The sequence below is a fragment of the Pseudomonas sp. RIT-562 genome, from assembly GCF_026241895.1.
Classification (GTDB): domain Bacteria; phylum Pseudomonadota; class Gammaproteobacteria; order Pseudomonadales; family Pseudomonadaceae; genus Aquipseudomonas; species Aquipseudomonas mandelii_F.
Genome location: NZ_JAPJIV010000032.1, coordinates 1 through 12,784, shown reverse-complemented (window position 1 = coordinate 12,784; position 12,784 = coordinate 1). Strand labels below are relative to the sequence as shown.

General features: G+C 47.0%; 10 protein-coding genes. 3 read left to right on the top strand and 7 right to left on the bottom strand.

Annotated features, from left to right (window positions below):
- Positions 1-172: 172 nt before the first annotated feature.
- The 6 genes from ORL50_RS27070 to ORL50_RS29255 all read right to left on the bottom strand — a co-directional run bounded on the left by ORL50_RS27070 (position 173) and on the right by ORL50_RS29255 (position 4,205).
- Positions 173-862 carry a hypothetical protein gene (locus tag ORL50_RS27070; RefSeq protein WP_266019626.1) on the bottom strand — a complete coding sequence of 230 codons (690 nt, stop codon included), beginning with the start codon at positions 860-862 and terminating at the stop codon, positions 173-175.
- A gap of 99 nt (positions 863-961) precedes the next feature.
- On the bottom strand, positions 962-1,468 hold the full coding sequence (locus ORL50_RS27065) for a hypothetical protein (RefSeq protein ID WP_266019624.1): 507 nt from the start codon (positions 1,466-1,468) through the stop codon (positions 962-964).
- Positions 1,469-1,665: 197 nt separating this feature from the next.
- Positions 1,666-2,136: a hypothetical protein gene (locus ORL50_RS27060; protein ID WP_266019622.1), complete on the bottom strand. Its 471-nt coding sequence runs from the start codon at positions 2,134-2,136 to the stop codon at positions 1,666-1,668.
- A gap of 485 nt (positions 2,137-2,621) precedes the next feature.
- Positions 2,622-2,972: a hypothetical protein gene (locus ORL50_RS27055; RefSeq protein WP_266019619.1), complete on the bottom strand. Its 351-nt coding sequence runs from the start codon at positions 2,970-2,972 to the stop codon at positions 2,622-2,624.
- A gap of 90 nt (positions 2,973-3,062) precedes the next feature.
- Positions 3,063-3,728, bottom strand: coding sequence for a hypothetical protein (locus ORL50_RS27050; RefSeq protein ID WP_266019618.1), 666 nt, complete (start codon positions 3,726-3,728; stop codon positions 3,063-3,065).
- Positions 3,729-3,986: 258 nt separating this feature from the next.
- Entirely contained in the window at positions 3,987-4,205 is a 219-nt protein-coding gene (locus ORL50_RS29255; protein ID WP_490722695.1) for a DUF7693 family protein, read from the bottom strand.
- Between the two features lie 1,079 nt (positions 4,206-5,284).
- Between ORL50_RS29255 and ORL50_RS27045 the strand changes: the two genes are divergently transcribed.
- From ORL50_RS27045 to ORL50_RS27035, 3 genes are read left to right on the top strand one after another with little or no spacing between them, the layout of a single operon-like run.
- Positions 5,285-6,418, top strand: coding sequence for a tyrosine-type recombinase/integrase (locus ORL50_RS27045; RefSeq protein WP_266019616.1), 1,134 nt, complete (start codon positions 5,285-5,287; stop codon positions 6,416-6,418).
- Entirely contained in the window at positions 6,415-9,735 is a 3,321-nt protein-coding gene (locus ORL50_RS27040) for a hypothetical protein (RefSeq protein ID WP_266019614.1), read from the top strand. Before ORL50_RS27045 ends, ORL50_RS27040 begins: the two co-directional genes overlap by 4 nt.
- Positions 9,716-10,363, top strand: a complete 648-nt coding sequence (locus ORL50_RS27035) for a hypothetical protein (RefSeq protein ID WP_266019613.1) — start codon at positions 9,716-9,718, stop codon at positions 10,361-10,363. Before ORL50_RS27040 ends, ORL50_RS27035 begins: the two co-directional genes overlap by 20 nt.
- A 1,665-nt stretch (positions 10,364-12,028) precedes the next feature.
- Here ORL50_RS27035 and aac(6') read toward each other — a convergent pair.
- Positions 12,029-12,481, bottom strand: coding sequence for an aminoglycoside 6'-N-acetyltransferase (gene aac(6') / locus ORL50_RS27030; RefSeq protein ID WP_266019612.1), 453 nt, complete (start codon positions 12,479-12,481; stop codon positions 12,029-12,031).
- Positions 12,482-12,784: the final 303 nt, after the last annotated feature.

The window sequence follows — 12,784 nt, the reverse complement described above, 5'->3', positions numbered from 1 at the left end:
TAACGTTACAGCGCACAAAGTTACGTTACATACCCAGAAGGCGAGGGGGCAGGCAAGCGGAGCGCGTAGGCGTGCGGATGGAAGCCCGCATGGGCCAAGACCGGCGCCTCGCGCCAGGGCTTGGTTTACGACAGCCATCCCCGACCAGGGGCACGCCCTAAACCATGGCCTCTCACCAGCCCGCATAATGCGTAACCATGTGGCCCCAAGCTGAGAGTGCAGGCCCATCACTGCGAAGGATATTCATAGCCTCGGCAGCAGGGATTTTGGTCGGACAGCCCCCAGTCAGATATGTCTTGTCTCTACCTTGGCAGTACAAGTGCATGATCGTTAAAACCATGATCTGTTGCAGCGGCAACATTGCGCGATAGCTTTTGCGCATTCCTTTCAAGGATTCGGGGACGAGCTCTTCTCCGCCAGCCCAATTGAAACCGCGAGGCCGCAAGTTGTAATGTCTGCCTTCGCTACCATAGGCGCGTTCGACGTGCTCAAAACACCCCTCAAGCGAGTAAGCCTCTACGATGTCCCACACTGCTTGCCCAAAGATATTCCCGCGCGCTGATGCACTGGGGAGCGTAGGGATGGAAGCTCCGCAAACCATCGACAGCGCCGTAAGCTCAGCACCGTCCATACAAGGCACTTTATCCACCATATCGACCAACGCCCAACCGGGAAAACGGCCAGCAGCAAACGTGGCGTTAACCGTTGCGTAGGCCGCAAGGGCGACTGGTTGTAGCGAGTGGTGGATGTAGGCTTGGCTGGCAGTTTGAATATTCGTGAATGCCCATACACCTGCCGAAGGCTGATGGACGCCAATTGAAGAAAGAAGGTCTTTGGCCTTATCAACGTAATCGTTATTCACGAATTATAATTCCTTGTGCCGATTTGGTGTCCCATTCGCCACTGTTCCTGTTAAGGACGCGCATGGCTTACAGTAGTTGAAGCCGTGACTCGAGTTTCATCAGGGTTGGCCCGACTCGTCACTGTCAACGTTGTCGTGAGTCCGCCAGTCTCCCGCCAAGGGTATGACTGCACTATGTTGATACCTCCCGAATGGTGATTTAGCGTCGTGTGGAGGAAGCTGGAATGAATGCCTCCGCTCCAATAGCTCAGGAAAGCGCTTGAAGACCGTCAGGTGGTGCAAGGGGATGGTTTGAATGTAGGCGAAGAGATTGCCTAGGTTGATGCTGACGTTAGGTTTTCCGGGCTTTCGAAACTCATCGCTCAGTACATGCGAGAGACTCCACTCGATCAAATTGATATCGATGTCAGGTCGGGCATCAGTCCAGGACGATGCAAGCTGAGTGGCGTGACTATAGCTACGGTAGCCTAGACCTTTAGCGAGAAGTTCTAATGCTTGGGTATGCATGATCGGTTTTAAGCCAGGCCAGGTTTTGATGAGGAAGCGAGCAGCTCTCTTCATGCCTCTATGACGTTCAAGATCAGCGGGGAAAATGGGAAGGATCATCGCAAGCTCCGGTCGTTAGAGTTGTCGGTTGCCGTATTTTTCACGCTGCAAGATATTGTCGTACTTAACGCATGTTCCATAAAACGGGCCTCGTTTGCGGTGATAGAGTTGCTTTAGGTGTCTTGCACCTAATTCTGCTTCAGTAGGCTAGGAATTTGTTAGCGCATCAAAACAGTGAAATGTCAGTCTTCACTTCGTTATAATTCAATATCCTTGAAGGCAAAATACATCTCCTCATAAGCGTAAACTCCGAAGTTTTCGGTACTCAAAATATGTGGCCCATTGAGACGAAGTACGCTATTTGTCTCCAATGACAGGAGGTCATCTGGGCTTAGCCGCTGTAACTCCCAGCTTTGCCATTGGGTTTTCAAGGGATACTCCTTCCACCGGCGATCGTAAGTCAAAGAAATCGCATCAGCGTTTTTACCTTTCGGCAGAGTAGCGATGATGGTTAGTTTTTCTGGGGAAAGATGAAGCATCGAAACGGGTGATAGAAGATCACTTACCAGCGCCCGATCGATTAACTCAAAAATCTCGTACTGTGGGTTTTTGTCCCAAAGGATTGCGAACCGCTGCAGTCCAAGTTCTTGCATTTCGAGCTGCTCACTAAAGCGCTGAGGTGCAGCGTAAACGGTGTACTTGAGTTCACCATTCTTCGTGCTGACCATGTCGTACTCCGGCTGGAAGAAGCGGGAGCAGGTACGGATTGAGGGCGGTCTCTTCTGCGTAATCACTTTTTACTCCTAAAAGTTGGCAGCGCCGGCTGGAGCGCTGCTAGTAAGCGGAGCGCGCAGACGCGAGGATGGAAGCCCGAAGGGCCATGACCGGCGCCTGCGCCGAGGCTTGGTTCACGACAGCCGTCCTCTGGAAGAGGCGCGTACAAAAAGATATTCGACTGCTGGCACTAAAATTTAATGTCTTCATCAAATGAATCAAAATCGTATCGACCTTCAGATCCTTCTTTAGGCTTTTCTTGAGGCTCTGATCCGGAAATATTTTCGGGATCCCACTCATCCCAAAACAGAAACATATCAGAGGTGAAAGCGGTAATGCCTAGTACATTGTGCTCCAAGATTCCGGGAGCATAGTTTCTGAACAACCTACAGCTCTCGACCCGATTGGTTACATCAAGATCAAAAATAAACGTTGCCGTTCAGCTGTCATATAAAGCGCCAGATGCGATATCGGCCCAAGCGTTTACAAACTCTTCATAATGGCCGTCGTCCAGCATGGAGTCGTATGCGATGAAAAGAGTGCCCTCAGAAGCATGTAACAGCTTTACAGGGGCTAGCGCTCCTTTGATGATGCCTTCTTCGATCAAGTCGATTACCCGAGTGTCGGGGCGACCTTCCCATAGAACAGCAAACTTCTGCAAAGAAACTGCACTAAGAGGCATGGAATTAACGTCCATTGTCTGCTGAGTGCTGAAAATAGTGTATGCACCCTCACCATGTTCATCATGGGGATGCTCATGTTCTGTATAAAGCAGTCGGGAATAGATCATGTACGCACCCTTTGGCAAAGCTACGTTACTGACAGTGGATGTGGATTAGGCCCGTGCCGTTAACGAGGCATGCCCTTTCAGGTCAAAATACTAAGCATCAGGCTTCCGACTAATAGGCGGGTGAATGTAATACGGGGACATGAAACACTTGGAGTGCCCCGTCATTTTAGCGATATGTCCTACTTCCACCGGGCAAACCTGAATTACCCCGGGCTGACTACTAACCACTTGCGATAGGTACGCCCACAGTTGTTCGTCTGGGAGTGCTTCAGTAGAGAAATCATCGAGAGCCTTCAGATCATATGGCTCAATCCCCAAGTCATAGGATTCGAGGATTTCTTTTGCATCATGCCAAAAGATGTAGTCGGAGCGTCCTGAATAGACCTCACTAACGCTCGCAAAATGTACTGACAGCAGGATTCGACTCATGCCGACGACCTTTGTCCATAGAGCCTCAACCTCTAAGAAGGTGTTGCTTGACACCTCATTGTCTAGAAAGAGATAGAGCGTTTTTTCGTGCGCAGCGATCAGCTTCACTGGCGACATGGCACCTAGGATGTACGCGCGCTCCATGGCCGCGCTTGTATGTGGATTCAACGGATCGCCATACATGACTGCAAAGCTCTGCTTGGCTGCCTGGGGCATCACCTCCAGGCTTGGGGTTTTCCACTGTAAGCAACTGAACACCAAATGATTGGGTGCATCATGAGGCTCTACAGGATCGCATTCAGGGTGAAAAATGTCTGAAAAGGGCATATCGGCTTTCCTCCTGGGTGTAAGTAGATCAAAGTCCACAAGCGAAAAGCTGTCAAAGGTGAAAACGACCTTTTGTCGGAATAATCCCTTTATATTCATAGCTTTAGAGTATCCAACGAGCATACTCATTAATCTGGGGGAGGCAGAAGAAGGTAGCATTTTCCACTCAATGGACAGGTTTTCGTAGCAGGTTTCAGAGCAAAGTGCGCAGAGGGGGGAGAGGGTGGAGCGCGGCTCTCAGTTGTTGAAGAAGCTGCTTCAGCAAAGCCTGTTCATGGGTGCCCAGCAAAAAAACGGGTCTACACCATCACGGGCGACACTCTCGAGTGACCAACGCCGGCCATCAGGGCTGATGCACTCATCGCAGTAATCAAGCTCGCCGCAATCGTTAAAAAACACGAGGTGCCAACCTTCAACTTCGATGTGGAAAAGCCCGGCGAAAATGTCGTCCCAGGACTGTGCGCATGCTCTCTTCATGGTGCGGCGCTTCAGTGTGATGTCTCTAACACCTGGCTGACGTCACTCGCCGTGAGCGGAGGCAGGGAGGTGATTCTAGAGTCTTCTGATGTCATGAGAGATGCACCTGATGCTGAGCTGAGAGCCTGAAGTTTACGGGCTTTCGTGAATGCTTGGCTGATGACGGCCCAGGGGAGGAATAATGATCCTCTAGCTTCTCCAATCGGCCTTTCGACACGGTCACTAAGTACGCTGCCATCTTGGTCTTGATGAGTGCGCGCATCATTGCTCCTGGCATAAGCATTCCGACATTTTGGATGTTGGTGGTGGTCTAATGAATTCAATTCAGGGCACTAGGGGTATGACATTTTAAGAGTGATTACTTAAGAACCCAAAAGGCAGATATTTTGGGGGGAATAACGGTGAGAACTGCAGAATACAGATTGTATAGGGGTTGTATAGGGGGGGTATTTTCATTTACCGATGATTCCCATATATCGGCTGAGAGGGCTGGGTGAATATTTAAGTGAATATATAGTCAATATACCTATAAATAACTTTTTTAACTTTTTCACGGCTGGCGGGTTGCAAAAAAATTGAGTAAGGTCTATGTTTTTCAATCATGGCAGTAGACGTCTGACCTCTACCAAAGTCGAACGGTGGAAGCGAACCCGCCGCTAAGTCAGCATGAGTTCAACAACATTTGGAGTGTTGAGTATCCCTGTGCCATGCGACATTTAAATAACTAAAGATAAAGTAGCAAAAGTTGCATTTGAGTTGCTATTCATCATGCAGGCTTCAACATGTCAAATTTATACTACACGGTGGATCAAGATACTTATCTTGGGCGTAATACTTTCAAGTGTATGCGAAAATCCACGGGCGGTACGTGGGAGAGGTCAATGGCATTTGATTGTTTTATTTTTTGGGTTGTCGGACTCGGGCGCAGCTATCACACAATCAGAGTCTACTCAGATCGGGTAGCGGTGTTCTTAGACTACTTGGCGGTTGGTATAGCTGTATGTGGCAGTGCTGACATAACAACATATATTAGGCTTTCGCGACTTTATCATTCTTACCTTACACAGGGAATTAATTCGATGTCATCGCTTGTTCAAGCGATTGACCGACGTCGACCCTCGCCAATGGTAAGCAAAAAAACATCGTTAGCGCATCACGCGGCTGTAGAGCAATTGATCATAGGATGCCATGAAGAATATGATGGTGCGACGGATTGTAGTGCGGGCGTGGATGCGATGTGCCAGGCTAAATTATTAGCAGGGCTTCGGCGAGTTGGTGTCCCTAAGTCAGAGCAAGAGCTTGCCTATCTAGAGCAAGTATATGGAAGACAAGTTAGGGGGAAAAAGAATAGCAAACGGCTGAGAATTTTTTCTCATTTACCTAAAATTAGAAAATCGTTGGATCCTTATGGGGAGGACAAATTTTTCCCTCTTGATAAAATTACTCAACTCATTTACGAAGCAACCTCCTACAGAGAAGGGGCATTATGGGCGTTGATGGCGGCTACTTCATTGAGAGCATCCGAGGCGTTGCAGGTGCTGTGGGAAGATATTGATTTAGTTTCGCGTGAGATCTTTGCAGTTGAGCCCACAGAGCGGGATAATTACTTGGAGGCATATGAAGGGTTAACTGCTGCGCAACGAGATCAACTTTCATGGAAAGGAAGAACCACTAAATACACACTACTCCTGCAGCCTTATGGCGACATGTTTTTTGACCTTCTGGAACTATATATGCAGTACGAATACCAGCCAGGTGTTGCGCATAATTTCGTATTTCAGTCGCAGTATGGATATCCGCTTCGGTTTTGTGATTATGGAAGTGTAATAGTAAAACCATTCGCTACTGCCGCTGCTAAGGTATTAGGCTCAGATCTCAAGCCATACAGAATGAAGCTTCATAGTCTCCGGCATAGTTTCTGCGTCTACATGAAGAATTTCGTGGAGCATACTCATGGCGTAGGTTTGTCTGATTACGAAATAATGGCGTTAACGGGTCATTCAGAAATTTCGAGTGTGGCTCGATACGCTGTTTTAAATATACAGTTACTTAATGAAAAACTGTCTGTCGCATTTGCAGATCATAAGGCCAATGCAGGAAAAAGTGTAAATGAGCTTTTGATAGGTTTTCATGAGCGACGGATTGCTTATCTTCAGGTTAAAATCGCAGAAGAAAAAGTGGCCCGCGAAAAGAAGACTCAGGAGGCAGCATGATAAACACCACAGACTCTATACTCTTCCTATTGTCTGCTGAGAAAATAGCTGAAAGTTACCCTAGCGCAACTGCCCGACTCGACAGAGCATTTTACGAGCGGAGGGGTGGTAAGTCTCAAATATTTTCTAAACTCTGCGAATATAAGCCGACAGATGACGTTGTATTGGCATATATTGAGCTTCTATTCGATTTCAGTATGACACAAGGTAATGTGGTTGCATCTTCTGCTGAAAAAAAGCTGATCACATTATTTGGTTTGGGTTCAATTGGTGAAATAGCACGTAGACAGTTTAAGCAAATGACTAAGGTGCTGTTGATGATGTTATATAAGTCGAAGTGCCTTCTTCTTCCTTATGTTTTTACCCGACCTCTACTTCCGTGGTTGGATGAGCTGCCAAAAGCGTCAGCGTGTTATACCGATGTTATGCTGGTGTTTAGAGCATTAGATACAGAAAAGGCTACCGGTAATAAATACGGCTTGGAATATGTCGCCGAGGAAAAGAAAAATCGGCGAATTTTTCAGATGGCGGCAAAATTAATATTGAGCTCCACTTGGTACACGCCAGAAGAGGTTCTACTTGATGAAGTTCGGGAGTGGAGAGATCTTCAACTAAATGCCACTGAAAGTGAAATGACAATTTCTCCGCTGCCATTAGAGCAAATCTCTGATATTTTAAAAGAGAGATTTCCGTCCAGGATGAGTTTTGCTGGAAGGGAAGTACGTATAACGTCAACAAGAAATATGTCCGAAGAGCTTTCTGAAAAAATAGTTCGGCTGGGACGCGAAGACTTTTTTTCTTCTCATATTATGAGTAGTGGCGATCCGTTGGAGCTGGTTCGCACAATCCTTGATGATTCAAGGATGCCTGCGAGTCATTTCATTGGTGAGACGCTGAAGACGTTGGATTTGGCTTCCTGCTGGAAGGCAATTGGTTTTGATATTGGGGACTCAGTGGAAGTTTGGGCTGACCTGGAAACTGATTACTTGGAAACTCAAAATTATGAGAATACAAAGCAATGGAATACTTTGTTCGGTCGGTTAAATTTCTATTTATTTCTTTATTTGCCGGGTTGGTTTAGGTTGCATCCGGGTAGTAGTTTTGTATATCCGAGTGTGCCAAACAAATTTATAGGGAAAATCTTTTATAACGTAAAAAATGCTGCGCGAGGCGCTCGGCCGTTAACATTTGTAGAGTTCTACGGGGCGTTTGGCTTCGAGTTCTACTATGCGGTAGGTAATAATCTCCGTATCTTCTTTGAGCACCTTATTGATTTTTGCTTCGATCAGTTAGGGTGCAAGAAATTGACGCAGCCCGTTAATTGGCTGCCGAAATCCAAAAAAAGCTCTACAACGACGAAGCATGCATTTTCAACGAAAGATGAGGATTTGTATATCCGATATCTGGATGCCGTTGCTTCTGCTGAAACTGTGCTAGAGGAGTTCGTTAAATCATTTAGATTCAGGTGTGAAGCGAGTGCAAGCGCTGAGATCATGTTCGAAACTACAGGGTATGTTCCATTCGTTAGTGTGGATGGGCTGAATAAACCGATCTGGTCTATTGATCGAAGAGCGCTGGCGTTGGTAAAAGTAGGAGGGGAATTTCACTACAATCCCGCAACGACTATTTTCCCATACTGTCTCGTGAGAGGAGGGCTCCGGGGCCAAAATTTGCAATGGCTTGCTGCGGATAGTTATGCGATACACGTGGATCGAGATATGGATTCTCGCTTGGGGATATCTTATCTATACATAAATACTGACAAAATTCATGAGCAGCCTTTTACAGTTATTTGTCGATATTCAATAATAGAGCAGTTAGATCGTCAAGCCGCATGGCGCGATCAAATGCACATGGATTATAAGGCTCAAGGCTTCAATAAGGCCTACTATTACAATGGTAAAAGGGAGTCTAAGTGGGGTTCAATTTTTTGCCTATTTTGTAACAGCGCTGATTCCGGTGAGCCGATCAATGATAGTGTTTATGCCGAAGTTGTTACATATTCGCAACTTGGATTTCAGACTTGGATGAGGGTTTCTGGGTTCGAAGAAGTTGAGTGTGTGGCCTATATAGGTGTGCCGCCAGCGACGAAATCTCGCAAATCGGATTTTTATACTTGGGATCAGTGGCAAATTACGAGGAAAAAGAGCGGTGTTGTCAAGGTCGCCTACGAAAGTGCGCCCGATGGGGATCGTCCATTTTGTCCAGTTAGCTTGAGGGCAAAAGTCACCAGTCATGGAGGACGTGCAACACATGTTACTCAACTACTTTCTCGTCTAACTCCTGAGGAAGTGGCCAAAACAACAGGGCAGTCTGTGAAGACTGTCATCCATTATGACACCGGAAAAAATGATTTTCGACGCCGCTTTGCTGACGTTATAAACCATCTAGATCCAGTAAAAATTCCATTAATAAAAGCGGATGGAGTTGGCACAGGATTCGAAGCGTTGCTAGCTGCTCGTGGGAGCGGCGACGTGAGCGGTATTGTTAAAAAATTTCGATTTCTTAATTTTCCGGATAAGCATAGCTATGATGATAATCAAGATGCGTTCGGAATTATAGCGAGAGAGAAATCGGCAAATATAATTGAGGTCTCAACTCATATATGTGTAAAAGGGTTTGTCTGCCCAGGGCATATTGTGGAAAAATTTAATGGCGGCAAACTTTGTCCTTGGTGTCCTTATGCCATTTTTTCGTTAAATGCCATTTTTGCTGTCGCTGCCAAACGGCATCAGTTAGCTGAAGACTTCAAGCGTATTCAAGATCAGCTAGCATCTTTTGATTTGAGCCACTTGACTCGGGATTTGAAAACGTTAGAAGTTGAATTAAAGTTTCTGGGTGAGGAGTTGCTCGCTTGGTATTTTCTTGAGAGAACCATGGACACCTTGATATTTAAGCGCATTAAGGGTGAGGTCAAGTCGTCTCACATCGCTGCGGATAAGAATATGGTGCGCCTCGAGATTACACGGCATGTGGTTGAAAGAGGCTCTCCTGAAGAGTTTTTGCGGAGGCTAGATGAGGTTTGTCAGTTTCCGAGCACAATGTCAGTTGAGTTCAGAGATAAGGTGAATCGAGCAGTTAGACTGGTGCTGGCACAGCGTGGAGACATCTATCAGGCGTTACTCGAACCCGTTGTGGTAAATCCAGAAATTCGTTTAGCTGCGTTGATACGAGATGAGCTCCGTACTGAGGGATTTGATATTGATCATTTAGTTACCTTGCTGACCTCCGCAGATCTCGAGTGGTTTAAATTAGTTTCGGAAACTAGAGCTTTGACTTCTGAAGAGGATGACAGCGATGCTTCACGCGAATTCTAGTAAAAAAAGGGAATCGGATATTTCAAAGATTGAAAGGCGAGTACGGTTTATACAAGATGCTCTCCAGATGGTTAAAGAAGAGGAGGGATTGACATTCAGATTTAAAAAAAACTTGCTTTCATATGTCGCTAAATTTATAGAGAAAAGCGAGCGGCTTGCATTGTCGTCTCAGACAACCCTAGCTGTGATGCCGAAGATAAGGAGTGTTACAGTCGGTGGTCTTTACAAGTCAAAGACCTACTCAGCTCTGATAGATAACTGGATCTTAGACAATCCACAGCGCGTTTTGCATGTTGCGAAAAGGGATAAATCTGTTGAGGCCAAGTTGCGTTTACAGTGTGTGCAGTTATCAAATGAATGTGAAAGGGTTAAAGTTGATCTCCAACAGGCGAGGCATCAGCTGCTTGAATATGAAAACCCCGCGCATAAATCATTAACCATAGTTCCTCAGGAGTCATTGACTCACGCGTACTTGGTTATTGATGCACTACTAGAGGAGTTTAATGGGTTTCTAACAATTGACTCAGTAGGCGTCGTACTTGATAACGTACTTCGGAGAAAAATTATCGATATTGAAATCATTCGCGGGTATTTGGAATGGAAAAGAAATGTTATTCAGATTAATTAAATTTATTGGTCTTTAGTTCTAGGAGGTTTTGTCGGTTTCATTGTGTTTTTACGTCATGGTTTGAGTATTGGCTTTGTTAGTCTAAATAGGCTGCGTCTCCTCAGTTCGCGCTTATTCAGGCATACTTCCTCGATATTTTATGGCCAAGGTCGATGCGGGATGCAAACAATCTATAGTCTTCCTTTGGTATTATTTCGTTATTGTCTGTCACAAATTAAAACAATATTTGTTGGTTATGGTTTGGAATTTGCGTTAATCAATACAACGGCGGGCTGTGCGCAGTTGTCAGCATATTCTCAAGCTCAGCTCATATAAGTGCCCGAAAGAGTATTTGTTCGATGTGACTGTGAGCATCGCGGCTGAGGTATTTTACTATAATTCTGAAGGTTAACCCCGACTGCGAGTAAGTCCGTGCATGTCTGTAATGGATTTAGTCATAATGAACTGTTGGTGTTGGGAATGCCTCGAGTCAAGAATGCGCGGAGCACACGAGATCTACTCTCTGAACGTTTTCTGATAAAAAACCTATGCAAATATGCTTCTAGCTAGGCAATCTTACTTGTAGAGGATGTTAGGAGTTTGGTGTCGGGTGAGATCTTCCGCCAGGTCTGATGGCATTGGCTTCTGCTGTCCACACAAACATCATTTACCAGCGTGTGGTCGAGCATGATTGCGTCGTTGATGCTCGCGGAAGTCAATCGTATAACCGACCGGTTCTTTGGGGTAAGAGCTTAAGTGGAGCATGTATCTGACTCAGATACCTGACTTCATATCACGGCCATACGGTAGGTGGGGTTATGGATCGCGTACTCTATACCCAATTCCCTTTTTGCATGAGGGGCGAGCTCCGATTGCGAAACCCAGTGCACCTATGTATTGGGAGTGGGGCACGGCTACTGCGTTTGAAATGTACATCACGATAAGGAGCATGAATTCTACTTGAGATAAAGGCACACGCCGGTGCAGCAAGGGGGAAACCCGTTCTGGCCGTTCTGCTTTTATGGCCTGTCGTGATGGCTCGCCTTCATCAGTCTTTGAAATGTACGACCACGTAAAAAAACTGGTATTGGATCCAAAAATGCTTTACGACTGCTCGCGCGGCGCAGTGCAGATCCTTTTTTCTTGCGCTCAGCACTATATAAAGAAGAAACATCTCCCTCGGGGCTACGGTGCATTTTGATACGACACCATGCATCCCGTGCCGCTTACCTCCTTTTCACACCGCACACGGCAAAATCCATCAATTCATTGTATGGCCTGAGGACGGTTGGTGAAGGTGGGGGGTGTTTGTTGCGGAGGAGCAAGAGGTCATACCCGCACCCTTGGTGTGAATACCGTAACTCACCTTGGCATGAGCCCACGGGCGCAGGGAGCATCAGGATACCGGTTCCTCACGCTCGGCGTTGAGCATCGCCGGAATTTATCCCAACGAATCATATGGTTACTGAGTGAATTGTTACCTCGACCCGGGTGGCTGCCCCAGATAAGGGTTCGAACCTGCCCTGGGACACCAACTTATTCGGTTCCCACGCCCCCAATTCTCTGTAGCTTTAATGCTACTAAGAAAGAGGTGTTGCAGTGGGGCGTAGAAAAGCCCTGCTTGCATTGCGCAAGCGGGGCTTTTTTATGGGCGTCGTACTGGACTTGTGTAGCACCACTCGGCGGTCACGCTCGAAGGGTGTGAAGTGGCTTCAGAAAATAAACCACCCGTTCAGTCTCTGCGAAGCCCAGGGCCTTATGCATGGCGTGGCTTCCTGCATTATCCAGCAATGCATCCGATGCCAGTTCGGTGCAGCCCATTTGTTCTGCCCACTGTTGGACGCCTGTCACCAATTGCCGTGCAATTCCGGCTCCGCGGCTGGCGGGGTGAACGTATAACCCCTCGAGGAAAGCTACCGGCGAGGAGTTGGTGCCGTTTACATAGTCCGTCCTGAGGGACGCCTCGGCAAAACCTGCGGCTTCGCCGTTCTCTTTAACGAAGACCAGGACCAGATAGCGCTCTGGTGCGCTGAGCATGGTTTGTGCGTCGTCGTCATTATCGGACGCAGAATCCGGCCACAGGGCGATGCGCAGGGGTATCCAGCCGTTATGGTCGAGCAAAGTGCAGCGTTTGATCATTGCAGGATACTCAGAGGGTGGTAAATGCCGTGGATTATGCTCAGCCTGGCTAGAAAGGTCGCGGGCGATGCGGTGCTGTGCGCTTCTATATAGAAGAGGTGCTTGGCGCGCCCTTGAATGGCGGTGGTAGTCTTCGTTTTAGCGGCAAATTGGTTCTTTTGATGGATATCCAAAATCAGTGCTTGACGGCAGATCTCAGATGTCTATAATTCGCCCCACTTCCGGCGCAGTCGAAACGGAAAACTCCTTAGTAAACAATGAGTTACGTAGTTTTGACGGTCAGATGCTTCAGGTCATCGAAGC